Source organism: Rathayibacter sp. AY1C7, from assembly GCF_002931865.1.
Lineage (GTDB): Bacteria > Actinomycetota > Actinomycetes > Actinomycetales > Microbacteriaceae > Rathayibacter.
Genome location: NZ_PSWB01000035.1, coordinates 1 through 23,563, shown reverse-complemented (window position 1 = coordinate 23,563; position 23,563 = coordinate 1). Strand labels below are relative to the sequence as shown.

Below are 23,563 nucleotides of genomic sequence, written 5' to 3'. Positions count from 1 at the left end.
CGTGACGGGCACCGTCTACGCAGCAGGAGCGGTGTGCTGGCGGATCATCGAGGGCCGCCCGCACATCCTCGTGATCCACCGGCCGCACCGCCGGGACGTCAGCCTGCCCAAGGGCAAGGTCGACGCGGGCGAGTCCCTACCGGAGACCGCGGTCCGCGAGATCCGCGAGGAGACCGGGCTCTCGGTGGCGCTCGGGGTGCCGCTGGGGTGCACCGAGTACACGCTGCCGAGCGGGCGCCCGAAGGCCGTCTACTACTGGGCGGCGCAGGTGACCGAGAAGGCCGTCCTGGCGTCCGACTTCCTCCCGAACGACGAGGTCGAGGCGCTCGAGTGGGTGACGCTCAAGCGGGCCCGGAGCTACCTGACCTATCCGCACGACGTGACGATCGTCGACGAGTTCGCCCGGATCGCCGCACGCGGTGCGCTCGAGACCTTCGCGATCGTGGTCCTGCGGCACGCGAAGGCGGTGCCCGCCTCCTCCTGGGACGGCCGCGACTCCACCCGCCGCCTCACCGGGCGCGGCCGGGTCGAGGCCGCTGCCGCCGCTGAGGCCGTGGCCGCCTGGCGCCCGCGCCGCCTCGTCTCGAGCACCGCCAAGCGCTGCCGGTCGACCATCGCCCCGCTGTCCGGTCTGGTCAGGAAGCCGGTCAAGCTGCGCGACGACCTCAGCCAGGAGGCGCACGAGCAGGGCACCGCCGACGTCCGCGCCCTGGTCGGCAAGCGGGTCCGCGCCCGCCGCACCGCCGTCCTCTGCAGCCACCGGCCGGTGATCCCCGAGATCCTGCGCGAGATCGCCCTCGCCACGGCGACCCCTCTCGGCGCCTACCTCGACGAGGCGGCAGCGCTCCCGACCGGCGGCTTCGCCGTGGTGCACCTCTCCACCGGTCACCCCGGCTCCGGCATCGTCGCGATCGAGACGCACACGCCGCTGGCCTGACCCGCCCGGGCGCTGCGCGGCCGGCTCGACGGGTCCCTCCGGACCGGGCCGGTCGCGCAGCCGGGACGCGCCCGACGCACCGCGCCTTCCCCGCCGCCCCGTCGCTCCGCAATCCCCGAGGCGGACCCGTTCACCGCGCGTTCACCGAGCGGTCGGTGCCAGGACACGACCCCTCCGTACTCTCGCTCGCGGGCTGCACCAGGCCCTGTTCTGTTTTCCACGCTTTCCTACCCGAAAGGGATACTTGTGAGATTCTCGCGTCTCGGCCAGGCGGCCGTCGTCGCCGCCGTCGCAGCGATCACGCTGACCTCCTGCGCTGCCAACGAGGCACCGGCCGCAGGCGGCAGCTCCGGCTCGGCCACCACCTCCACGCTCTCCGGCACCATCACCGGGATCGGCTCGTCCGCTCAGGGCACCGCGCAGACCACCTGGGCCGCCGCGTTCCAGACCGCGAACCCCGAGGTCACGGTCAACTACGACCCGCAGGGCTCCGGCGCCGGCCGCACCAACTTCATCGACGGCGCCGCCGACTACGCCGGCTCCGACTCCGCGCTCAAGGACGAGGAGCTCGCGGGCACCTTCGCCGCGTGCGCCCCCGACACCAAGGCGATCGACCTCCCGGTCTACATCTCGCCGATCGCGGTCATCTTCAACGTGGAGGGCGTCGACGAGCTCAAGCTCGACGCGGCCACCATCGCGGGCATCTTCAAGGGCACCATCACCTCCTGGGACGCCCCGGAGATCAAGGCCCTGAACCCTGACGCGACCCTCCCGTCGGCGAACATCACCTCCGTGCACCGCTCGGACGACTCGGGCACCACGCAGAACTTCACCGACTACCTCGCGGCCACCGCGAGCGACGTCTGGGACGCTCCCGCCGCGCAGACCTTCCCGTACCAGAGCGGTGACGGCGCCAAGGGCACCTCGGGTGTCGTCGACGCGGTCAAGAACGGCACCAACACGATCGGCTACGCCGACGAGTCCGGCGCCCAGGGCATGGACATGGCGCAGCTGAAGGTCGGCGACGCGTTCTCGACCATCTCGGCCGACGGAGCCGCGGCGGTCGTCGCCGCCTCGCCCATCGCCGAGGGCCGCGAGGACAACGACCTCGCGATCAAGATCGACCGCACCGGCACCGAGGCGGACGCCTGGCCGATGGTCCTGGTCAGCTACCTCATCGTGTGCCAGGAGTACGCGGACGCCGACAAGGGCGAGGTCGTCAAGTCCTTCGCCTCCTACGTCGCGAGCGAGGAGGGCCAGGAGGCCGCCGCCGCTCAGGCCGGCTCCGCTCCCCTGAGCTCCGAGCTCGCCTCGACCGTCGCCACCGCGATCGAGTCGATCAAGTAGTCCCACCGGCAGGGCCCGTCTCGCAGCACGATCCGCGGGACGGGCCCCGCCTGTGCCGGGCTCGACCCACCGGACGCCCCCTCCGAGCCCTAGCATCTCCCTGTGCGCCCCGCCGAACCCCCTCGTCTGAAGAGAGTCCCCTGGAATGGCAACTGAGACCGTCGTCCGCCCGAAGGCGAAGGTGCGTGTCGGAGATCGGGTCTTCTCGATCTCGACCGTCGCCGCCGGTTCCCTCATCCTCCTCGTCCTCGCCGCCGTCGCGATCTTCCTCATCGCGCAGTCGATCCCCGCGTTCACCGCGCCGGCCGGCAGCCTCCCCGGCGACGCGACGAGCTTCTGGGCCTACGTCGGCCCCCTGGTCTTCGGCACGGTCTGGTCGGCGGTGATCGCCCTGGTGATCGCCCTGCCGCTCTCGATCGCGATCGCCCTCTTCATCTCGCACTACGCGCCGCGCCGCATCGCGATGGCCCTCGGCTACGTGGTCGACCTCCTCGCCGCCGTCCCCTCGGTGGTCTTCGGCCTCTGGGGCGCGACCGTGCTGGCGCCGATGGTGCAGCCCTTCTACCTCTTCCTCAACGTGAACATCGGCTGGTTCCCGCTCTTCGGCGGCCAGGCGTCGGGCACCGGCAAGACGATCCTCACCGCCTCGGTGGTGCTGGCCGTCATGGTCATCCCGATCATCACCGCGGTCTGCCGCGAGATCTTCCTCCAGGCCCCGCGCCTGCACGAGGAGGCGGCGCTCGCGCTCGGCGCGACCCGCTGGGAGATGATCCGCATGGCCGTCCTGCCCTTCGGCGCCCCGGGCATCGTCTCGGCCGCCATGCTCGGCCTCGGCCGGGCCCTCGGCGAGACGCTCGCCGTCGCGATGGTGCTCTCGCCCGCGACGGTCGTCTCCTTCCTCCTGCTCACCTCGCAGAACTCGAACACCATCGCCGCGAACATCGCGCTGCAGTTCCCGGAGGCGAGCGGAGTCGGCGTGAACGTCCTCGTCGCCTCGGGCCTCATCCTCTTCGTCATCACCCTCGTCGTGAACTCGGTCGCGCGGTTCATCGTCAACCGCCGCAAGGCCTTCTCGGGAGCCAACTGATGTCCGCCGCCACCTCGTCGATGCCCTTCTCGCTGCAGGCGGGCAAGCTGCCCAAGGGCACTCCCTGGATGCTGCTCGTCGGCAGCTGGGTCGTGTTCGCCGCCGTCTTCCTGATCCTCCAGGCGGCCGGCATGATGAACGACTTCAGCCTCGTCGGAGCGATCTTCTGGGGCACCGTCCTCTTCGACGTCGCCATCTACGTGGTCTCGCGCCTGGTCGAGGGCGGCCGCAAGGCTGTCGACCGCCTCGTGACCTCGCTGGTCGCGACTGCGTTCATCATCGCGCTGCTCCCGCTGATCTCCCTGCTCTACACGGTCGTCTCCAACGGAGTCGCGCGGTTCGATCCGCTCTTCTTCTCCTCGTCCATGCGCAACGTCATCGACGCGGGCGGCGGCGCCCTCCACGCGATCATCGGCACGCTCGAGATCACGGCGATGGCCGCGCTGATCTCGGTGCCGATCGGCCTGCTCACCTCGATCTACCTCGTCGAGTACGGCCGCGGCCACCTCGCTCGGGCGATCACCTTCTTCGTCGACGTGATGACGGGCATCCCCTCCATCGTCGCGGGCCTGTTCGCGTACGCGCTCTTCGCGCTGCTCCTCGGCCCCGGCGTCCGGATGGGCTTCGCCGGCTCGATCGCCCTCGCCGTGCTGATGATCCCCGTGGTCGTCCGCTCGTCGGAGGAGATGCTGAAGCTGGTCCCGAACGAGCTCCGCGAGGCGTCTTACGCCCTGGGCGTGCCGAAGTGGCTGACCATCGTCAAGATCGTGCTGCCGACCTCCATCGCCGGCATCACGACGGGCATCACCCTCGCGATCGCCCGCGTCATCGGCGAGACCGCCCCGCTGCTCATCGTCGCCGGCTTCACCGCGTCGATGAACTACGACCTCTTCAGCGAGCGGATGATGACCCTCCCGGTCTTCGTCTACACGCAGTACGCGAACCAGGGCCCGGACGCCGAGGCGTTCCTCAACCGGGCCTGGACCGGCGCGCTGGCCCTCATCCTGATCGTCATGGCGCTGAACCTGGTCGCCCGCCTGATCGCGAAGATCTTCGCCCCCAAGCTCGGCCGCTGACACCCACCACTCGGCTCCGGCCGGAATCCCCGAAGGAAGCAATGTCCAAGCGCATCGAGGTCAACGACCTCAACGTCTACTACAGCCAGTTCCTCGCGGTGGAGGGCGTCTCGCTCGCCATCGAGCCCCGCACGGTCACCGCCTTCATCGGCCCGTCCGGCTGCGGCAAGTCGACCTTCCTCCGCACGCTCAACCGCATGCACGAGGTCATCCCCGGCGCGCACGTCGAGGGCGAGGTCCTGATCGACGGCAACAACCTGTACGGCCCGGGCGTCGACCCGGTGCAGGTCCGCCGGCAGGTGGGCATGGTCTTCCAGCGCCCCAACCCGTTCCCGACGATGTCCATCCGGGACAACGTGCTGGCCGGCGTGAAGCTCAACAACCGCCGCATCTCGAAGTCGGACGCGGACGCGCTCGTCGAGCGCTCGCTCCAGGGCGCGAACCTCTGGAACGAGGTGAAGGACCGCCTCGACAAGCCGGGCTCCGGTCTCTCCGGCGGCCAGCAGCAGCGTCTGTGCATCGCCCGCGCGATCGCCGTCTCCCCCGACGTCCTCCTGATGGACGAGCCCTGCTCCGCCCTCGACCCGATCTCGACCCTCGCGATCGAGGACCTCATCGAGGAGCTCAAGAACGACTACACGATCGTCATCGTGACCCACAACATGCAGCAGGCCTCGCGCGTCTCGGACCGCACCGCGTTCTTCAACATCGCGGGCACCGGCAAGCCGGGCAAGCTCATCGAGTACGACGACACCGCGACGATGTTCTCGCGCCCGTCCGTCCAGGCGACCGAGGACTACGTCTCGGGCCGCTTCGGCTGATCAGCCGCAGACGAGAGTGAGCCGCGTCCCTCCGGGGTCGCGGCTCGCTCTCGTTCCACCGCGTTCCCTCCGGGAACGAGAAGAGCCGCACTCCGTCATGGGAGTGCGGCTCTTCTCGTGCTCGGGCCGTCAGGCGATGTCGATCGCCAGTATCGGATCGGTGGTCGGAGTCGGCGAGCCGCCGGCGTCCTCGACCGTCACGGCGACGACTCCGCCCTCGGTCAGGCTCCCCTCGAGCGGGGCCACGGTGCTGCCCTCTCCCCCGTCGAACGTCCCTGCGGCGACCGGGCCGGACGAGCCGATGTACCAGAGCTCGTAGGTCTTGTCCTCCGGCAGCGGCGCCAGGTCGTCCACCACGAGGGCGGAGCGGCCGAGCGAGCTCGACCAGACCAGCGTCGCCTGCTCGCCGGTGGCGACCGTGCCGGTCGTCTCCTGCGCGTCGGGGGCGCTGCGGATCTGCTCCAGAGCCGTCTGCTGCTGCGTCTGGCCGGGGCCGGACGAGAGCAGCGGCGGAAGGGTCACTCCGCCGACCACGATCACCGCGGCGGCCGCGGCCGCCGAGAGGTAGACCGCGGGGCGGGCGAACCAGCGGCTCCGGGCGCGGTTCGCGGCGCTGCCGCCACCGTCCCGGCGAGCCGTCGGACCGCTCCGCTCGCCCTCGGAGGCGACGGGGACCAGACGGGGCGCGGCGGGCGCCTCGTGGTCCTCGTCGGGCTCCTCCAGCGGCAGCTGCGGAGTGGTGGCAATGAGCGCCATCAGGTCGGCCTTGAAGCCCGGCGAGGGCTCCACGGCGGGTGCGTCGGCGACCAGCGCCTCCGCCACCTCGGCGAACGCGTCGGCCTCGCCGCGCGCCTCCGGGTGCTCGGAGAGGAAGCGCTCGTAGCGCTCCTGCTCCTCGGGCGTCAGGATGCCCAGTGCGTGACCCGCCGCGAGATCGCGCGGGTCGTCCATCCCGTCGGGGAGTCGCACATCGTTCACAGGGCCACCCCCATCTCTTCTCGAAGTCTGATCATTCCGTCACGCAGGCGTGTCTTGACGGTTCCCACGGGGCACTGCAGGATCCCCGCGATCTCGCTGTGCGAGTATCCGCCGTAGTAAGCGAGCTGCAGCGCCTGCCGCTGCAGTTCCGTCAGGCGGCCCATGGCGGCCGCGACCTTCTCGTGCTCGAGGGACACCTCCGCCTGCTCGGAGACCTGGTCGTAGTCGCGTCCGAGGTCTCGGATTCCGATGCGCATGTCCCGATCACGGCCGGCTTGAGCCGCGCGGACCCTGTCGATGGCCCTGCGGTGTGCCATCGTGAGGATCCAGGTCGTCGCGCTTCCTTTATTCGGAGCGAAACGCCCAGCGGTTTGCCAGATCTCGAGGAAGACCTCCTGGGCCACCTCCTCGGACTGGGAGCGGTCGACGAGGACGCGGATGATCAGGCCGAGGACCCGGCCGGCCATCTGGTCGTAGAGCGCGGCGAACGCGGCCTGCTCTCCCCCGGCGATGCGCTCGAGGAGGACAGCCGCCTCCGCAGTGGTGTCGTCCGTCATCAGCCCCGCCTCGCCCGCGCCCGGGCTGAAAGATTCCGCGTCATCCAGAAGGCTGTCACGGCCAGGCCTGCAACGACGACCGACACCTCGATCGGATGCGTCACGAATCGGACATCCAGCGCCAACGTGCCGATCGGCACGAGCGCGGGGTCGCCCAGCCGGGGGGCCAGCCAGAGCGAGATCACGGCCACCGCCGCAGCGGTGATGCCCGGATAGCTGCGCGGGCGGATGAGGACCCAGAGCCCGGCGAGCACGTCGAGGACCGCGAGGACGCGCATCACCGTGCCCTGCGAGAGCGAGACCCCCGCGGCGAACTGGGCGCCCTCCGCGTCGTCGACGCTCGGGGCGGCGAGGAGGTAGAGGGCGGCGACGACCAGCAGCCCCGCCCCCGCCCAGACGCGCGCGCCGATCCGGAGAGCTCTGCTGTTCTTCATTCCGCTGGCGCCTGTCTGTGGGGACTCGGGCGAGGATCGACTCCTCCTGGGCCCTCGCCTCGCGCACCGTGGCGGCGATGCGAGCAGAGAAGGGGCCGGACCGCAGGAACGCCTCTCGGCGCGAGGCCGCTCGAAGCGGCTATAAGTGGAGCCCGGGGTTACTGCGATCCGGCTTCCGCCAGTCTACCAAAGGCCTCCGCGGTGGCGGCGAGGGGCGTTCGCAGTGGGTGAACGCGGGTTGCGCGTCATTCCAGGGAGTCGCTCCGCCACAGCCGCGCGCAGCTCACGAGCTCGGCCGCGGTGGTCGAGAGGCGCAGGGCGCGGGTGGTCAGCTCGCTCGCCCGGGCGGGGTTCACCGGCTCCACGTCGTCGGCGACTGAGACGGCTCCGGAGGCGCTCACGCGGCAGAACGCCGCGGCGCGGTCCAGTGCCACCGCGAAGTCGCCGTCGAAGACGCCGCGGAGGATCCGGTCGGCCAGCTCGGTGATCTCGGCCGGCCCCGTGGGAGTGCTGGCTCCGGCGACCACCGGGTCGATCGTGGCGGACAGCTCGACTCCGCGCTGGTAGAGGAAGCTCGTGCTCTCCGGGTCCTGCCGGATGACCAGCCGCAGCAGGTAGATCCGCCAGAGGGCGCCCGGCAGGCTCGCCGCGCTGGAGCGCGCCCAGAGCTCGGCGAGCGCGTCGATGCCGTTGTGGTCGGTGTACTCGACCAGGCGGTCGATGACCACCGGGTCGGGGTCGTTCCGGACACGGCTCAGCAGCGCGATCGCGGTCTCATGGGCGACGCGGCTGATCTGCGCCGGGTCCTCTCCTCCCTGGAACGCCTCGAAGACGTGGGAGGGGAACTTGGTCGGCTTGTGGAAGCCGTCTGTCATGGGGCCGCCTTCCGCGGTCGTGCGCGCGGACGCTCTCGCGCTCGCGCTCCGTAGGGGGTTCGAGGAGGGTAACGCCCGCGGCTGGGCGGGTATGCCCGCGCCGAGGACGCGGTCCGCTCCGGGATCGTCCGCGGTCCGGGCCGCACCTGCTCCGGGCCGCACCTGCTCCGGGGGCGTCGACGGCCCGCTACCCTGGAGCGCGCGGGCCTCTAGCTCAGTTGGCAGAGCAGCGGACTTTTAATCCGCGGGTCGTCGGTTCGAGCCCGACGGGGCCCACCACTCGACCGCCTGGTCGCGCTTTCCGGACAGTGCCAGGGCGCAGCCAGGTCGCCGCACTACCGTGCAGAGGTGCTGACCGTCCTCCGCGTCCTCCTGCGCCGGCCTCGGCTGTGCGAGGCGTGCCGCGTCCGGCGGGCCCGCCGCCGGGACCCGTTCTGCTCGACGGACTGCGCGAAGACGTACTACCTCTACCTCTGACGCCTCGTCCGGGCCGCGGTGCTCCGCGACGGCGTCACTCGTGGCAGAGCGACCACACCTCGTCCGGGTAGTCGCGGACCTTCTCGCCGAGGAGCAGGCGCCAGCGGCCGTCCTGGTGCTCGAGCAGGCGGCCGGTGACGACCTCCGAGAGCCAGTCGGAGTCGATCCGGTACCAGCGGACGAGGCGGACGGTCGTCGCGGTGTGCGAGACGCGGGTCGTCATCGCGGGAGTCCCTTCTCGAGGAGGGAGCGGGGTGCTGGAACCAGCGGGGCGTTCGACGCGCGAACGGGGGGATGACCCGCGCCGGGACGACTCCGTTGTCGACCGGCCGGGAGACTGCGGCGGGCATCCGGCGGACCGGATGCCAGGAACTCTAGACGACCGCGCGGACGGTGTCTGTACCGTCGCCGGTCACAGCGGAGCGACTCCGTTCAGCGGGCTCAGGGCTGGACGGTGCAGCCGGCCGGGCGCGTCTGCCGGAACGCGGCCGCCTCGCGGGTGCGGGAGCGGAGCCTCCTCGCGCGGCGGCGGAGGAGCCGCTCGCTCGGGCCGAAGGCTCCGGATTCGAGGAGCTGGCGGAGGGACAGGGTCACCTGCCGGGCCAGACGGGGATCGATGCGGCCGGGGATCCGGATCGCGTCGATGAGGTCGAGGGCGTTGCGCGTGGTGCGGGAGATCGCCATGACGGAACCCTAGGGACGCCGGGGCGCGGTGTGCGCGCCCCGGACGGGGGCGCCGACGGGGACTGATGCTCAGCCCCGGGGCGCCCCGACGGGATCAGTCGTGCCCGTTGCTGCCGTCGCCACGGCCCGTGGAGGACTGCAGGCGGTCGATGTGCTCGGAGGCCTGGGCCTTGGTGAGGTCGGCGGGCAGGGTCTCGCCCGCCTCGCGCGCGAGGGTGTCGAGGTAGCTGCGCTGCGGGCCGGTCATCGGCTCGTCGCCGGTGACCCAGTCGGACGGGTCCTTGCTGGCGCTGGTGTCGCTGCCGTCGTCGGCACGGGCGCCGAGGACGTCGCCCTCGGTCTTGACATCGGGATCGGTGGTGTTGTCATCGCTCATGGTGCGACCGTACGCCCGACCACCGACGTCGACGAGGGCTTGCGGAGCGGGCCCGGGCGCCCCGCTTCACGAGCCGAGCAGCGCGTGCGCGACGGTGAAGATGACCAGCCCGGCCAGGGAGCCTACGACGGTGCCGTTGATCCGGATGAACTGGAGGTCCTTCCCGACCTGCAGCTCGAGCTTCTCGGACGTCTCGCGCGGGTCCCAGCGGTGGATGGTGTCGCCGATGATGCTGGCGATGTCGGTGCGGTAGCGGTCGACCAGGTTGGCCGCGACCGATCCGATCCAGGAGTCGACGGTCGCCGCGAGACCGGCGTCGGTCGAGAGCCGGCGGCCCAGATCGAACACGATCGACTCGATGCTGCCGCGGAGGGGGCTCGACGGGTCGTCCATCGCGCCGAGGAGGGAGGCCTTCGTCGCCTCCCAGGCGTCCCCGGCGAGCTCGCGGACGCGCGGGCTGTCGAAGGCGCGGTTCTTGATCTCCTCGACCCGGGCGATCAGGTCGGGATCGGTGCCCAGATCCTGCGCCAGCGTGGCGAGGTAGCCGTCGATCGCGATCCGGAACGGGTGCACCTGGTCCTCGCGCACTGCGGCGACGAAGACGAGCGCCTCGCGGTACAGCCGCTCGTCCACCGCCCGGCTGACCGCGGAGGGCAGCCAGCTCGGCAGGCGGCCGCTGACCATGCGGGTGAAGCTCTGCGGGTTCGCGGTCAGCCACTCCTCCGCCTGCTCGACCAGCGTGTCCACGAGGCGCCGGTGGTGGCCGGCCTCGACCACGGTGCCCATCAGCGAGCCCAGCGGCGGGCCCCACTGCGGGTCGAGGAGGTGGCGCCGCGCCAGCGCCTCGATCACGCGCTGCACATCGGAATCGTCCAGCAGGGCGATCGCCGAGCGGACGGCCGCCGCGCTCTCGCCGCCGACGCGGTGCGCGTTCTCCGGCTCGGCGAGCCAGAGCCCCGCCCGCCGGGCGATCCCGAAGGAGTCGAGCTTCTCGCGCACGATGGCGCCGCGGAGGAAGTTCTCCTCGACGAACTGCGCGAGGCTCGCGCCGATCTCGTCCTTCTTGGTCGGGATGATCGCGGTGTGCGGGATCGGCAGGCCCAGCGGCCGCCGGAACAGCGCGGTCACGGCGAACCAGTCGGCGAGCGCGCCGACCATCCCGCCCTCGCTCGCGGCCCGGACCCACTGCAGCCACGGGTAGCGCTCCTGCAGGGCGAACGACACGGCGAAGACGACGGCCATCACCACGAGCAGGCCCGTGGCGAGCCGCTTCATCCGGACGAGGGCGACGCGCTTGGCCTCGTCGTCGCGCCCGACGGCCGCGAGGGTGGTCATGACGCGGTGGGGAACCCCTCGTGGCGGATGCCCCACGCGACGGTCCACTCCTCGCCCGGCTCGAGCCAGCGCAGGCCCTGCCCGCTGTTGAACGCCTCTGCCGGAGCGGTCATCGGCTCCACGGCGATCGCGGTCTTCACGTCGTCGCCGTCGGGGAAGATCCGGGTGATGAAGACCTGGATGAAGTTGTGCGAGGCGTCGGCCCAGAGGAGCACGCGGCGGCCGTCCGCGGCGCGGAGGCCGTGCACGCTCTCGCCGTCGACCATCCGGACGTCGGCCCAGGCGTCGTCGAGCTCCAGGTCGCCGATGCGGCGGCCGGAGCGGAGGTCCCACTCGGTGCCCTCGACCGGGTTCTGCACGGTGGGGTTGAGGCGCTCGTCGACCTCGATGTGCACCGCCGCGTCGACGGTGATCTCGAGCTCGTCGGTCGGGACGTCGCCGATGGCGAGGAAGGGGTGCGTGCCGATGGCGACGGGCGCCTCGTCGGCTCCGACGTTGACGACGCGGTGGACGACCTTCAGCCCGTCGGCCTGCAGCTCGTAGCGGACCGAGGTCTCGAGGTGGAACGGGTAGCCCGCCTGGGGCACGACCGGCGCGGCCAGCTCGACGAAGGACGGGCCCTGGTCGACGAGGCGGTACGGGGTGCTCACCAGCAGGCCGTGGATGGCGTTGTGGTACTTCGGCTCGGTGATCGCGAGCTGGAGCGTCTCGCCGCGGTGGTGCCAGCGCCCGTCCTTCACGCGGTTGGGCCAGGGCATCAGGACGATGCCCGAGCCGAACGGCGGAACGGTGCTCTCCGGGTAGGAGGCGGTGATCTCCACTCCGTCGACCGAGAGGTGGCGCAGCGCTGCGGCCACCTCCGTCACGACGGCGTGCAGGGTGCGTCCCTCGGCGGTGAGGTCGAGCGGGAACTGGCGCCCGGTGGCGGGGGCGGGGGTGAAGTCGGCCATTCCTCGATCCTACGGACTGACGCGCTCGCCGAGCGTCCGGCAGCGGGTGACCGCGAGCCCCGCCTCCTCCAGAGCGGCGACGAGTCCGCCGGCGGCCCCCGCCCCCGTGAGCAGACGGTCGAACTCGTCGGGAGCGGCGACCCGGCCGAGGTCGACCACTCCGAGCTTCGAGGAGTCCGCGACCACGACCCGGCGGGTCGCCGCCTGCAGCATCCGGCGCTTCAGGGTCGCCTCGGGGAGGTTGACGTTGGTGACGCCGGCCTCGGGGTGCACGCCGGTGCAGCCGATGAAGGCGATGTCGGCGCGGATCCGCTCGAGCAGCTCGGACGCGAGCGGCTCGACCAGCGAGTGCTGCAGCGGCCGCAGAGTGCCCCCGGTGACGACGACCGTGAAGCGCGGGATGGCCGGCTCGAGCGCCAGCGCCGTGGAGAGGCCGTTCGTGATCACCGTGACGTCGCGCAGCTCCTCCCGCGCCACGAGCGCGTGCGCGATGGCGAGCGGGGTGGTGCCCACGTCGAGCACGATGCTCTGCCCGGAGGAGACGGAGGCGGCGGCCTCCTCGCCGATCGCGGCCTTCTCGTCGAAGGCGGCGCTCAGGCCCTCCTCGAGCGAGCGCTCGCCGGTGGGTCTCGGCGCCGGGATCGCCCCGCCGCGCACCCGCTGGAGGACGCCCTCGCTCGCGAGTAGGGCGAGATCGGAGCGGACGGTGACGACCGAGACCCCGAGCATGTCGGCCATCGGGGCGACCCCGACGAAGCCCGAGCTCTCGGCGGCCAGACGCAGCCGCAGCCGGCGCTCGATCGCCGACGTGGACTCCTGCTCGCCGTCCGTCCTCATCCGCCCATCGTGCCCGCGGGCCGGTGGACTTGTCAAAGGGAAAACGAGCTTTCCTTTTCGAAGGTGCGGCCCTAGTCTGACTCCTGCCATGAACGAAGCGATCACACTCTCCGCCGGCGTCGTCAAGCGCCCGCACACGCTGGCCGACGGCCGCGAGCTCCTCTACTTCGACGACGCCGACACGACGCTCCCCCCGGAGCGCGCCGCCGACGCACGCCACCTCGACCCCCGCCCGGCCACCGCGCGGATGCGCCAGGACGTGCTGACCGGCGAGTGGGTCTCCATCGCCGCGTCGCGCCAGAACCGCGTGTTCCTGCCGCCGGCCGAGCTCGATCCGCTCGCCCCGGCGTCGCCGACGAACCCGTCGGAGGTGCCCAGCCGCTACGACGTCGCCGTCTTCGAGAACCGCTCCCCCTCCTTCGGCCCGCTCCTCGAGGACGCGGACGCGCCCGCCTCCCTGGAGGACCTGCGCACCCTCGGGCTCGGCCGGACGCTGACCAGCGTCGGCCGCTGCGAGGTCGTCTGCTTCAGCCCCGAGCACGAGGGCTCGTTCGCCACGCTCAGCGCCTCCCGCGCCCGGACCGTGGTCGAGGCCTGGGCCGACCGCGTGGGCGCCCTCTCGGCCCTTCCCGGCGTGCAGCAGGTCTTCCCGTTCGAGAACCGCGGCGAGGCGATCGGCGTCACGCTGCACCACCCCCACGGGCAGATCTACTCCTACCCCTACGTCACGCCGCGCACGACCCGTCTGCTCGCCTCGCTCGACAGCTACGGGCCCTCGATGTTCGCCGACGTCCTCGCCTTCGAGCAGGCCGGCGAGCGCGTCCTCCTCCGCGGCGAGCACTTCACCGCGTTCGTGCCGTTCGCCGCGCGCTGGCCCGTCGAGGTGCACCTCCTGCCGCACCGCCACGTCCCCGACCTGGCGGCGACCACCCCGGAGGAGCGCGACGAGCTGGCTGCGATGTACCAGCGCCTGCTCCGCGGCATCGACGCCCTCTATGACACCCCGACGCCCTACATCGCCGCCTGGCACCAGGCCCCGGTGCACGAGCGCCGCGACGAGGTGCGCCTGATGCTCCAGATCACCTCGCCCCGCCGCGCCGAGACGAAGCTCAAGTACCTCGCGGGGAGCGAGGCCGCGATGGGCGCCTGGATCGGCGACATCGCCCCCGAGACGAGCGCCGCGGCCCTGCGCGCGGCGATCGAGCGGGCCGACGCGGCCGTGCTCGAGGCCGGGATCGCACAGCGCCCCGACGCGGCCCTGCCGGTCGCCGCGCACAGCGACGACTCGCTTCCCGGCGGCGCCGCCACTCCCGCCACCACCGCCGCCGACATCGCCGAGGAGAACCGATGACCGCCGCTCCCGCCTCCCTGACCGCCGTCGCCGAGAGCGCGGCCGCCGCCTTCGAGCGCACCTTCGGCCGCCCCGCCGCGGGCGTCTGGGCCGGCCCCGGCCGCGTGAACCTGATCGGCGAGCACACCGACTACAACGACGGCTTCGTCTTCCCCTTCGCGATCGACCGCGCCACGGCGATGGCCGTCGCTCCGAGGGAGGACCGCCTGATCCGGATCAGCAGCGCCTTCTCCCCCACGGTGGTCGAGGTCGCTCTCGACGAGCTCGGCCCCGGCGCCGTGACCGGCTGGTCGGCCTACCCGCTCGGCGTGGTCTGGGCGCTCACCGAGTACGGCGTCGACCTGGGCTCCCGCTCGGGCTTCGACGCGTACGTCGACTCCGACGTGCCGGTCGGCGCGGGGCTCTCGAGCTCGGCGGCGCTGATGTGCGCGATGGCCGTCGCCCTCGACGAGCTCTGGCACCTCGGTTTCGACCGCGCGACGATGGCCCGCGTCGGTCGTCGCGCCGAGAACGTCGCGGTCGGCGCCCCCACCGGCATCATGGACGAGTCCGCCTCCCTCTTCGGGAAGCGCGACGCCGCAGTGTTCCTGGACTGCCGCAGCCTCGACACCGAGGTCGTCCCCCTCGGCTTCGAGGAGGCCGGGCTCGTCCTGCTCGTCGTCGACACCCGCGTCGAGCACGCGCACGCCACCGGCGGCTACGCCGAGCGGCGCGCCTCCTGCGAGCTCGGCGCCGCGACCCTCGGCGTGCCGTCGCTCCGCGAGCTGACGGTCGACGACCTGCCGCGCGCCCAGGAGCTCCTTGACGACGTCACCTACCGGCGCGTGAAGCACGTCGTGACGGAGGACGCCCGCGTGCTCGAGACCGTCCGCACCCTGCGTGAGCACGGTCCCCGGGCGATCGGCGATCTGCTCGACGCCGGCCACGTCTCACTCCGCGACGACTTCGAGATCTCGGTGCCCGAGCTCGACACCGCCGTCGAGGCGGCGCGCGGCGCCGGAGCGATCGGCGCCCGGATGACCGGCGGCGGCTTCGGCGGCTCCGCGATCGCCCTCACCCCGGCGGAGAAGGAGGAGGAGGTCCGCGCCGCGGTCCTCGCCGCCTTCGCCGAGAAGGGCTTCACGACTCCGGAGCTCTTCCTGGTCACGGCCGCCGACGGCGCGGGCCGCGTGCTCTGACCTCTGCTCCCGTCGACGCCCCCTGCGACCTCGCGTCGCAGGGGGCGTTCCTCGTCCAGCCGCTACGGCGCCGGATCCGGCGGAACGACGGCGCGCGCTTCTCCCCCGGTGACCCGGACCAGCTCGGCGAAGCTCGTCGGGTAGACGGTGTGCGCGTGCCCGGCCGCAGCCCAGACCACGTCGGAGGCGGCGAGGGCCGTGTCGACCACGGTGCGCAGCGGCGCGGGATGACCGACCGGCGCGATCCCGCCGATCGTCTGGCCCGTCGCGGACTTCACGTCGGCGGCCGGCGCCCGGGTGACCGATCCGCCGAGCTGCACGCCCAGCCACGCGGTGTCGACGCGGTGGCCGCCGCTGGTCAGGACCAGCAGCGGCGCACCCTCGAGCAGGAACACGAGCGAGTTCGCGATCTGACCGACGTCGACGCCCAGCGCCTCTGCCGCCAGCGCGGCCGTCGACGCGGCCGAGTCGAGCCAGTGCACGGTCGGATGCACACCGTGCCGGTCGAGGTCGGCGAGGACGCGGTCGACGGCCGGGTGGCTCCGTTCGCTCATGCCGCCGAGGCTAGCGCCCCGGCCGCGCTCACTTCTCGAACGTGGAGGCGTCGATCACGAAGCGGTAGCGGACGTCCGAGGCGAGGACGCGCTCGTAGGCCTCGTTGATCTGCGAGGCCGAGACGACCTCGACCTCGCTCGCAATGCCCTTCTCGGCGCAGAAGTCGAGCATCTCCTGGGTCTCGCGGATGCCGCCGATGCCCGAGCCCGCGAAGGAGCGACGGGCGCCGAAGAGCGTGAAGACGTGCAGCGGCAGCGCCTCGGCCGGAGCGCCCACGTTCACCATCGTGCCGTTGCGGCGCAGGAGCCCCAGGTAGGCGTCGAGGTCGAGGGGCGCGCTGACCGTGTTGACGATCAGGTCGAAGGTGTTCGCGAGATCGGTGAAGGTCGCCTCGTCGCGCGTCGCGTAGTAGTGGTCGGCGCCCAGGCGGAGGCCGTCCTCCTTCTTGCTGAGGGTCTGCGAGAGCACGGTGACCTCGGCGCCCATCGCGTGCGCGAACTTGACGGCCATGTGGCCGAGCCCGCCGAGGCCGACGACGGCCACGCGCTTGCCGGGGCCCGCCTCCCAGTGCGAGAGCGGCGAGTAGGTCGTGATGCCCGCGCACAGCAGCGGGGCGGCTGCCTCGTAGGGGATCGACTCCGGGACGCGGAGCACGAAGTCCTCGACGACGACGACGTGCGTGGAGTAGCCACCCTGGGTGATGGTGCCGTCGCGGTCGACGGAGGCGTAGGTACCGGTGTTGCCCTTCAGGCAGTACTGCTCCTCGCCCGCGAGGCAGTTCTCGCACTCGCGGCAGGAGTTCACCATGCAGCCGACGCCGACGCGGTCGCCGACGGAGTGCTTGGTGACCTCGGAGCCGACCTCGGCGACGACGCCGACGATCTCGTGGCCGACGGTCAGCGGGTACGCCACCGGACCCCAGTCGCCGCGGACGGTGTGGATGTCGGAGTGGCAGATGCCGGAGTAGGCGATCTCGATGAGCACGTCGTGCGGTCCGACGTCACGGCGCTCGATGGTGGTGGGGACGAGCGGCTCGGTCGCGGAGGGGGCGGCGTAGGCGGTGACGGTGAGCATGGGTTCTCCTCGTGGGGCGGGGCGCGCTCCGAGGACGTGTCCGACGGGGTGGGGGACGCGAGAGCGCCGGGCCACGCTACCGGCAGGCGACTGGACGTCGCCCCCGAGCGCGGTCCGGCGCGGGTCCCGTGGCGCGGGGCCGGTCAGCGCAGGGCGCGCTCGGCCGCCGTCACCACGTTGTGGATGAGCATCGCGCGCGTCATCGGGCCGACGCCGCCGGGCACGGGCGAGAGCCAGCCCGCGACCTCCGCCACCTCCGGTGCGACGTCGCCGGTCAGCTTCGCGCGGCCCGTCTCCGGGTTCTCGACCCGCGTGATGCCCACGTCGAGCACGGCGGCGCCGGGCTTCACCCAGTCGGCGCGGATGAGCCCGGGCACGCCCACGGCGGCCACCACGATGTCGGCGCGGCGCACCTCCGCGGCGAGATCGGCCGTGCGGGAGTGGGTGAGGGTCACGGTGGCGTCGAGGCCCTTCCGCGTGAGCAGGAGCCCGAGCGGTCGGCCGACGGTGAGCCCGCGGCCCACGACGACGACGTGCCTGCCCGAGGTCGGGATGCCGTGGCGCTGCAGCATCTCGACGATCCCGTTCGGCGTGCAGGGCAGCGGGCTGTCCAGCTCGCCCTCGACACCGAGAACCAGGCGGCCGAGGTTGGTGGGGTGCAGGCCGTCGGCGTCCTTGTCCGGATCCATGAGCTCGAGCATCGCGTTCTCGTCGATGCCCTTCGGCAGCGGGAGCTGGATGATGTACCCGGTCACGGCCTCCGAGTCGTTGAGCTGCCGGATGGCGGCGCGGATGTCGTCCGCCGACGCGGTCGCGGGGAGGTCCACGCGGATCGACTCGATCCCGACCTCCGCGCAGTCGCGGTGCTTGCCCGCGACGTACGAGCGGGAGGCGGGATCGTCCCCCACCAGCAGCGTGCCGAGCCCGGGCACGACGCCCCGCTCGCGCAGAGCGGCGACCCGCTCCGCGATCTCCGTCTTGACCGCCGTCGCCGTCGCGACGCCGTCGAGTACCTGTGCCGTCATCTCGGGCTCCTCGGTCGTGGCGCGGCGGAGGGGGAGGGTGCCCCGGCCTCCGCCGCGCGGGTGGTGCAGCGGATCGACTACAGCCCGGGGTAGAGCGGGAAGTCGTCGGTGAGGCGGGCGACACGGCCGCGCAGCGCCTCGAGGTCGGCCGAGGGCTTGAGCGCCTCGGCGATGACGTCGGCGACCTCGGTGAACTCCATGTCGCCGAAGCCGCGGGTCGCGAGCGCCGGCGTGCCGATGCGCAGGCCCGAGGTGACCATCGGCGGGCGGGGGTCGAACGGCACGGCGTTGCGGTTGACCGTGATGCCGACCTCGTGGAGGCGGTCCTCGGCCTGCTTGCCGTCCAGCGGCGAGTCGCGCAGGTCGGCGAGGACGAGGTGGACGTCCGTGCCGCCGGTCAGGACGTCGATGCCCTCGGCCTTCGAGTCGGCCGCCGTGAGGCGCTCGGCGAGGATCTGCGCGCCGCGGATGGTGCGTGCCTGGCGGTCGGCGAACTCGGGCTCGCCGGCGAGCTTGAACGCGGTCGCCTTCGCGGCGATCACGTGCATGAGCGGGCCGCCCTGCTGGCCGGGGAAGACGGCCGAGTTCAGCTTCTTGGCGTACTCCTGCTTCGCGAGGATGAGCCCCGAGCGCGGGCCGGCCAGCGTCTTGTGGACGGTGGTCGTCACGACGTCGGCGTAGGGCACCGGCGACGGGTGCAGCCCCGCCGCCACGAGGCCTGCGAAGTGGGCCATGTCGACCCAGAGCTTCGCGCCGACCTCGTCGGCGATGGCGCGGAACGCCGCGAAGTCGAGTTGACGGGGGTAGGCGGACCAGCCGGCGATGAGCACCTGCGGACGGACCTCGAGGGCCTTCTCGCGGACCGCGTCCATGTCGATGCGGAAGGTCTGCGGGTCGACGCCGTACGCGGTCGCGTTGTAGAGCTTGCCCGAGAAGTTCAGCTTCATGCCGTGGGTCAGGTGGCCGCCGTGCGCGAGCTCGAGGCCGAGGATGGTGTCTCCGGGCTGCACGAGCGCGGCGAGCGCCGCGGCGTTGGCGGAGGCTCCGGAGTGCGGCTGGACGTTGGCGAACTCGGCGCCGAAGAGGGCCTTGGCGCGGTCGATCGCGAGCTGCTCGGCGATGTCGACGTACTCGCAGCCGCCGTAGTAGCGGCGGCCGGGGTAGCCCTCGGCGTACTTGTTGGTCAGGACGGAGCCCTGCGACTCGAGGATCGCGCGCGGCACGAAGTTCTCGCTCGCGATCATCTCGAGGTAGCCGCGCTGGCGGTCGAGCTCCTGCTGGAGCACGGCGGCGATCTCGGGGTCGACCACCGACACGGGCTGGTCGAACGAGGCGGCGACGCCGGGGCTGGCGGGGGAAGAGGACACGGACGCTCCTTGGCTGGGAAACGGAAGGGGCCCGGCAGGTCGCTGCGGCGCGACACGGCTCGTTCGGGCGACCCGATCTACGGTATCCGTTCCAGCCCAGGCGTGCGGCGGGAAAAGTGTCCGGGGCGCTGCCCCGGAGGAGGTGCCGCTCCCTGATGGTCACCCATCCGAACGCCAGTCGCGGCGGGCTCACTCTAGCAAGCGGGCCGGGTGGCGCGGGAGTCGCGCCAGTCGGGGGCGGGCCCGCGCGATCGTGCGACGATCCCTCGGGCGGTCCCGGCGCGGGACCGGGAGGGAGGGCGTCGCCGTGGGTCCTCGACGCCGCTCCGAGCGCATCGACGGCCGCAGCGACGAGGAGCTCGTCGCGCTGGTCCGGGAGGGCCGCACCGACGCGGTCTCCGAGCTCTGGCGCCGCCACTCCTCGGCCGGGCGCACCGTGGCCCGGGCATGGGCGAGCAGCTCCGACCCCGACGACCTGGTCTCGGAGGCGTTCCTCCGCGTCCTGCGGGCGATCGAGCGCGGCGGCGGACCCGAGGGCGCCTTCCGCCCCTACTTCTTCACCGCCGTCCGCAACGTCGCGGGTTCCTGGGCCCGGCGGGACCGGCACGAGCGGCCGTTCGACGAGGCCGACCGCGCCCTCCCCTCTGCCGGCCCCGATCCCGAGGCGCACGCCCTCGCCGCCCTCGAGCGCGACCTGGGCGCGCGCGCGTTCCGGGCGCTGCCGCCGCGCTGGCAGGAGGTGCTCTGGTACACGGAGGTGGAGGGCCTGTCCCCCGCCGCCGCCGCACCGCTGATGGGCCTGCGGCCCAACGCGGTCGCAGCGCTCGGGGTGCGGGCGCGGGAGGGGCTGCGCTCCGCGTGGATCCGGGAGCACGTGGCGGACGCCTCGGCGACGGGCGAGTGCGAGTGGGTGCTCGAGCGGGCGGGGACGTACGCGCGAGGACGAGCCCCCGTCCGGGACAGGCACCGCATCGACCGGCACCTGGACGGGTGCCTCTCCTGCCGGGAGGCGCTGGCGGAGGCCGAGAGCACTGCGCGCCGCCTCGCGTCGGTGCTGCTGCCGCTCTCGGCCGGCGTGAGCGGTGCGGCCGCCTGGGCGGCGGGCGGGGGCTCCGGCGCGGCCTCCGCTCCGCTGCCGAGCGCGGTCCGGGCGTCGAGCGCGGTTCGAGCGTCGAGCGCGGTCCGAGCGTCGAGAGCGGGCAGTGGAACAGGAGTGGTCGTCGCCGCATCCGCTGCGGCGGCACTCGCGGTCGCGGGAGTCGTCAGCGCGGCGGTGCTGCTGTCCGGGAACGGGGGCGGCGCGCTCGTGGCGGCGGAGGACGCCTCCGCGCGAGTGGACGAGCGCGCAACGGCCGAGGCGGTTGCGCCGGCGTCGAGCGGAGGAGCGACGGCGAGCGCCGACCGACCGGAGACGGACCCGGAGGCCGCGGACCGGACGAGTGCAGCGGACGGCGATCCGGCGGGGCGGTCCAGGGGTTCCGGCGCTGCTCCGAGGAGCACGGTGCCGGCCGTGGCCGGACGGGCTGCGTCGGACGATGCCGGAGCGACGCGCGCGACCCCCGGGAGGACGGGACGCCCGCCGCAACAGGAGCCGTCCCACGATCCCGTCGGCGCACCGGCGTCGAGAGGGATCGAGGCGACCGCCTCCCCGACTCCTGCCGCCGAGCCCGCCCCGTCCCGCCCTGCCGTGACCGGCAGCCCCGCACCGGCGCCCTCCCCTGCCGTCACCGAGGCTCCGGCCCCCTCCGGGCCCCCGGGGACCACGACCGGGAGCTCCGCGCCGGGCCCGATCGGCAACGGCCCGGGCCTGCCCTCCGTTCCGGTCCCGACCCCCGCACCCAGCACTCCGGTCCCGGTTCCTGTTCCGGTTCCTGTTCCGACCGTGACTCCCCCACCGGACACTCCGGCTCCGGCAGCGACGCACGTACCGAGCACTCCGGCGCCGGTCCCTACAGAGGCGCCGAGCACCTCCGCTCCGGTCTCGACTCCCGCACCGGTCACGACCCCCACTCCGGCCGCGCCTCCCGCTCCGGCCGCACCGACCCTCGTGCTCGACACCGACGGCCGGCTGCTGCCCGATGCCCGGGGCACCGCCGCGCCCGGCGCCGAGGTGCTCCTCGAGGACGCCTCCGACGGACGCCGCGTGGGCTCCGCCACCGCCGACGCCGACGGCTCCTGGACCGCGCCGGCGCTCCCCCTCCCCGCGGGCACGACCACGGTGCTGGCGCGCACCGCTGCAGGAGTCAGCGCCCCCGAGACGGTCGACCTGCGCGCTCCGGCGCTCCTCGCCCGGGCCGCGTCGAGCGGGGGCGCGGTCGGCGTGCTCGTGCTCGCCGATCCCGACGCGGACGGCCTCGACCTCCTGGTCGACGGCGGGCAGGTGCGGTCCCTCGCTCCCGGAGCCCCCGTCCTCGCCGCGACCCTGGAGGTCGGTCCTGGGAGGCACACGATCGGCGTCCGCTACTCCTCCCCGGACGGGCGGACGGGACCCGTCGCCGCCGTGTCCGTCGATGCGGGCTGAGGCGCGCGGACCGCCCCGTGCCCCACCGTTATCCTGGGCGGATGCAGCCCGAACCCGCCGCGTCCGCGACTCTCCGGCCCGCCTCCGCGAGCACCCGTCCGACGGGCAGCGACGCCGCGTGGTCCGGCGCCCGGCCCGCGGGAAACCACTGGACCCTGACCTTCGCCTGCCCCGACCAGCCGGGCATCGTGCACGCCGTGTCCGGTGCCGTCGTCCAGGCCCGCGGCAACATCACCGAGAGCCAGCAGTTCTCGAGCGCCGACACCGGCCGCTTCTTCATGCGCCTGCAGGTGGAGTCGCCGATCAGCCGCGAGGAGTTCGCCGCCGCCCTGCTGCCGATCACCGAGCACTACGGGATGACCTGGCGCCTCGACGTCGTCGGCCGGCCGCTGCGCACCCTCGTCCTCGCCTCCACGGCCGCGCACTGCGTCAACGACCTGCTCTTCCGCCAGCGCGCCGGGCAGCTCGCGGTGGACATCCCGATGATCCTGTCCAACCACGGCAGCCTGCGCGACCTCGCCGAGTTCTACGGCGTGCCCTTCGAGTCGCGCCCCGTGGTCTCGCCGGAGGCGAAGCGCGGGTTCGAGGAGCGCGTGCTGGAGGTCGTCGAGGAGCACGACGTCGAGCTCGTGGTCCTGGCGCGCTACATGCAGATCCTCTCCCCCGAGCTCTGCGCGCGACTGGCCGGTCGCGCCATCAACATCCACCACTCGTTCCTGCCGGGCTTCAAGGGAGCGAACCCGTACAAGCAGGCGCACGCCCGCGGCGTCAAGCTGATCGGGGCGACCGCCCACTTCGTCACCAGCGACCTCGACGAGGGGCCGATCATCGAGCAGAACGTCGTCCGCGTGGACCACTCGCACTCGGTCGCCCAGCTCGTGGCCATCGGGCAGGACGAGGAGAGCCGCACGCTCACGCAGGCGGTCAAGTGGTTCGCGGAGGACCGGGTGCTCCTCGACGGGGCCCGCACCATCATCTTCCGCTGACCTCCGGCGGCTAGCATGGTCGGCGTGAATCGAGCAGGAGCGGACACCGCGGGCACCGACATCAAAATCGGCCCGAACGCGATCCTCCGGTTCCTCCTGGAGCTCGTCGCGCTGGCGACCTTCGCCCTCTGGGGCTTCGCGTCGTGGGACCTCCCGTGGAACATCGTCCTCGGCATCGGCGCTCCGGTGGTCGCCGCGCTGGTCTGGGCGCTCTTCCTCTCGCCGCGCGCGGTCCTCGCGATCGACGTCTACGGCCGCTCGCTGATCGAGCTGCTCGTGATGGGCGCCGCCGCGCTGGCGTGGCTGGACCTCGGCCAGCCGGTCGTCGCGATCGTCTTCGGCGTCCTCGCCGTCGTCTCCGGCGTCATCGCGGGACGCCGCTCCCTCTGATCCTGACGGCGGCCGCTCAGGCCGAGGGGGCGCTCGCTCGGAGCCGTCCACCGCTGTCCCCGAGGGTGCACCGCTGTCCCCGTGCGATCACCGCCGCCTCGGACCGGAACCGTACGCGGCGTCCCGACTCGCAGCGGCAGGTCGCCACTGCGCTCTCCCGTCGATGCGCCGCCGGCGATGCGCCACCGCAGCGGGATCCCGGGCCGATCGCGCCGCCGGGCCCGCAGTCGAAGGTGCTCCGCCCCGCCTGATCGCCGCTCTCTCCCCCGACCCCCTCCCGCCTCCCCTCTCGAGCCGTTACCCCACGCAGCCCGGCCGGTCCTGCTCCCGGCCCGCACCACGAGC

At 72.8% G+C, this 23,563-nt stretch carries 25 protein-coding genes and 1 tRNA gene; 12 read left to right on the top strand and 14 right to left on the bottom strand.

Annotated elements, in window-relative coordinates; translation table 11 throughout:
• Position 1 precedes the first annotated feature (1 nt).
• The 5 genes from C5C69_RS15295 to pstB all read left to right on the top strand — a co-directional run bounded on the left by C5C69_RS15295 (position 2) and on the right by pstB (position 5,268).
• On the top strand, positions 2–937 hold the full coding sequence (locus C5C69_RS15295; RefSeq protein WP_104258254.1) for an NUDIX domain-containing protein: 936 nt from the start codon (positions 2–4) through the stop codon (positions 935–937).
• A gap of 246 nt (positions 938–1,183) precedes the next feature.
• Entirely contained in the window at positions 1,184–2,284 is a 1,101-nt protein-coding gene (gene pstS / locus C5C69_RS15290; protein ID WP_104233897.1) for a phosphate ABC transporter substrate-binding protein PstS, read from the top strand.
• Between the two features lie 145 nt (positions 2,285–2,429).
• Positions 2,430–3,371 carry a phosphate ABC transporter permease subunit PstC gene (gene pstC / locus C5C69_RS15285; protein ID WP_104227270.1) on the top strand — a complete coding sequence of 314 codons (942 nt, stop codon included), beginning with the start codon at positions 2,430–2,432 and terminating at the stop codon, positions 3,369–3,371.
• Positions 3,371–4,447 (top strand): phosphate ABC transporter permease PstA, encoded by a 1,077-nt coding sequence (gene pstA, locus C5C69_RS15280; RefSeq protein WP_104224706.1) that lies wholly within the window; start codon positions 3,371–3,373, stop codon positions 4,445–4,447. Before pstC ends, pstA begins: the two co-directional genes overlap by 1 nt.
• 41 nt (positions 4,448–4,488) lie before the next feature.
• Positions 4,489–5,268 (top strand): phosphate ABC transporter ATP-binding protein PstB, encoded by a 780-nt coding sequence (pstB, locus tag C5C69_RS15275; protein ID WP_104224707.1) that lies wholly within the window; start codon positions 4,489–4,491, stop codon positions 5,266–5,268.
• Between the two features lie 129 nt (positions 5,269–5,397).
• On the opposite strand, the gene C5C69_RS15270 is transcribed toward pstB, so the two are convergent.
• The 4 genes from C5C69_RS15270 to C5C69_RS15255 form a co-directional block, all read right to left on the bottom strand.
• Positions 5,398–6,246 carry an anti-sigma factor domain-containing protein gene (locus tag C5C69_RS15270; RefSeq protein ID WP_146076502.1) on the bottom strand — a complete coding sequence of 283 codons (849 nt, stop codon included), beginning with the start codon at positions 6,244–6,246 and terminating at the stop codon, positions 5,398–5,400.
• Positions 6,243–6,803 carry an ECF RNA polymerase sigma factor SigK gene (gene sigK / locus C5C69_RS15265; RefSeq protein ID WP_104224709.1) on the bottom strand — a complete coding sequence of 187 codons (561 nt, stop codon included), beginning with the start codon at positions 6,801–6,803 and terminating at the stop codon, positions 6,243–6,245. The genes C5C69_RS15270 and sigK overlap by 4 nt, the downstream gene beginning before the upstream one ends.
• The gene (locus C5C69_RS15260; RefSeq protein ID WP_104224710.1) at positions 6,803–7,237 is read right to left on the bottom strand and encodes a hypothetical protein; all 435 of its coding nucleotides are present in this window, start codon (positions 7,235–7,237) and stop codon (positions 6,803–6,805) included. Before C5C69_RS15260 ends, sigK begins: the two co-directional genes overlap by 1 nt.
• A gap of 245 nt (positions 7,238–7,482) precedes the next feature.
• Positions 7,483–8,112, bottom strand: a complete 630-nt coding sequence (locus tag C5C69_RS15255; protein ID WP_104227273.1) for a DNA-directed RNA polymerase subunit beta — start codon at positions 8,110–8,112, stop codon at positions 7,483–7,485.
• Between the two features lie 203 nt (positions 8,113–8,315).
• Between C5C69_RS15255 and C5C69_RS15250 the strand changes: the two genes are divergently transcribed.
• Positions 8,316–8,391, top strand: a tRNA-Lys gene (locus tag C5C69_RS15250).
• A gap of 69 nt (positions 8,392–8,460) precedes the next feature.
• On the top strand, positions 8,461–8,589 hold the full coding sequence (locus tag C5C69_RS17325) for a hypothetical protein (RefSeq protein ID WP_258060061.1): 129 nt from the start codon (positions 8,461–8,463) through the stop codon (positions 8,587–8,589).
• Between the two features lie 34 nt (positions 8,590–8,623).
• Here C5C69_RS17325 and C5C69_RS15245 read toward each other — a convergent pair whose 3' ends face one another.
• From C5C69_RS15245 to C5C69_RS15220, 6 genes are all read right to left on the bottom strand, one after another.
• A complete protein-coding gene (locus C5C69_RS15245) occupies positions 8,624–8,812 on the bottom strand; it encodes a hypothetical protein (RefSeq protein ID WP_104258253.1) in 189 nt (62 codons plus the stop codon).
• Positions 8,813–9,030: 218 nt separating this feature from the next.
• The gene (locus C5C69_RS15240; protein WP_104256416.1) at positions 9,031–9,273 is read right to left on the bottom strand and encodes a hypothetical protein; all 243 of its coding nucleotides are present in this window, start codon (positions 9,271–9,273) and stop codon (positions 9,031–9,033) included.
• Between the two features lie 94 nt (positions 9,274–9,367).
• Entirely contained in the window at positions 9,368–9,649 is a 282-nt protein-coding gene (locus tag C5C69_RS15235; RefSeq protein WP_104224714.1) for a DUF3072 domain-containing protein, read from the bottom strand.
• A 66-nt stretch (positions 9,650–9,715) separates the two neighbouring features.
• Positions 9,716–10,984, bottom strand: a complete 1,269-nt coding sequence (locus tag C5C69_RS15230) for a DUF445 domain-containing protein (RefSeq protein ID WP_104258252.1) — start codon at positions 10,982–10,984, stop codon at positions 9,716–9,718.
• Positions 10,981–11,934 (bottom strand): aldose 1-epimerase family protein, encoded by a 954-nt coding sequence (locus tag C5C69_RS15225; protein ID WP_104233900.1) that lies wholly within the window; start codon positions 11,932–11,934, stop codon positions 10,981–10,983. Before C5C69_RS15225 ends, C5C69_RS15230 begins: the two co-directional genes overlap by 4 nt.
• A gap of 9 nt (positions 11,935–11,943) precedes the next feature.
• On the bottom strand, positions 11,944–12,771 hold the full coding sequence (locus tag C5C69_RS15220; protein ID WP_104258251.1) for a DeoR/GlpR family DNA-binding transcription regulator: 828 nt from the start codon (positions 12,769–12,771) through the stop codon (positions 11,944–11,946).
• Between the two features lie 88 nt (positions 12,772–12,859).
• Here C5C69_RS15220 and galT point away from each other — a divergent pair, with 88 nt between their 5' ends.
• Both galT and galK read left to right on the top strand, forming a co-directional pair.
• Complete coding sequence (galT, locus tag C5C69_RS15215) at positions 12,860–14,122, top strand: galactose-1-phosphate uridylyltransferase (RefSeq protein ID WP_104256412.1); 1,263 nt, start codon at positions 12,860–12,862, stop codon at positions 14,120–14,122.
• Positions 14,119–15,300 carry a galactokinase gene (gene galK, locus C5C69_RS15210; protein WP_104258250.1) on the top strand — a complete coding sequence of 394 codons (1,182 nt, stop codon included), beginning with the start codon at positions 14,119–14,121 and terminating at the stop codon, positions 15,298–15,300. The genes galT and galK overlap by 4 nt, the downstream gene beginning before the upstream one ends.
• A gap of 62 nt (positions 15,301–15,362) precedes the next feature.
• On the opposite strand, the gene C5C69_RS15205 is transcribed toward galK, so the two are convergent.
• The 4 genes from C5C69_RS15205 to glyA form a co-directional block, all read right to left on the bottom strand.
• Positions 15,363–15,854, bottom strand: a complete 492-nt coding sequence (locus C5C69_RS15205) for a YbaK/EbsC family protein (RefSeq protein WP_104258249.1) — start codon at positions 15,852–15,854, stop codon at positions 15,363–15,365.
• Positions 15,855–15,882: 28 nt separating this feature from the next.
• Entirely contained in the window at positions 15,883–16,929 is a 1,047-nt protein-coding gene (locus C5C69_RS15200) for an NAD(P)-dependent alcohol dehydrogenase (RefSeq protein ID WP_104233905.1), read from the bottom strand.
• Between the two features lie 143 nt (positions 16,930–17,072).
• Positions 17,073–17,954 carry a bifunctional methylenetetrahydrofolate dehydrogenase/methenyltetrahydrofolate cyclohydrolase gene (locus C5C69_RS15195; protein ID WP_104227279.1) on the bottom strand — a complete coding sequence of 294 codons (882 nt, stop codon included), beginning with the start codon at positions 17,952–17,954 and terminating at the stop codon, positions 17,073–17,075.
• Positions 17,955–18,031: 77 nt separating this feature from the next.
• Positions 18,032–19,321, bottom strand: a complete 1,290-nt coding sequence (gene glyA, locus C5C69_RS15190; protein ID WP_104258248.1) for a serine hydroxymethyltransferase — start codon at positions 19,319–19,321, stop codon at positions 18,032–18,034.
• A 307-nt stretch (positions 19,322–19,628) separates the two neighbouring features.
• On the opposite strand from glyA, the gene C5C69_RS15185 reads away from it, so the two are divergent.
• From C5C69_RS15185 to C5C69_RS15175, 3 genes are read left to right on the top strand one after another with little or no spacing between them, the layout of a single operon-like run.
• Positions 19,629–21,842, top strand: a complete 2,214-nt coding sequence (locus C5C69_RS15185) for a sigma-70 family RNA polymerase sigma factor (RefSeq protein ID WP_181127073.1) — start codon at positions 19,629–19,631, stop codon at positions 21,840–21,842.
• A 41-nt stretch (positions 21,843–21,883) separates the two neighbouring features.
• The gene (purU, locus tag C5C69_RS15180) at positions 21,884–22,828 is read left to right on the top strand and encodes a formyltetrahydrofolate deformylase (RefSeq protein WP_104258246.1); all 945 of its coding nucleotides are present in this window, start codon (positions 21,884–21,886) and stop codon (positions 22,826–22,828) included.
• A gap of 24 nt (positions 22,829–22,852) precedes the next feature.
• Complete coding sequence (locus C5C69_RS15175) at positions 22,853–23,218, top strand: YrdB family protein (RefSeq protein ID WP_258065283.1); 366 nt, start codon at positions 22,853–22,855, stop codon at positions 23,216–23,218.
• Positions 23,219–23,563: the final 345 nt, after the last annotated feature.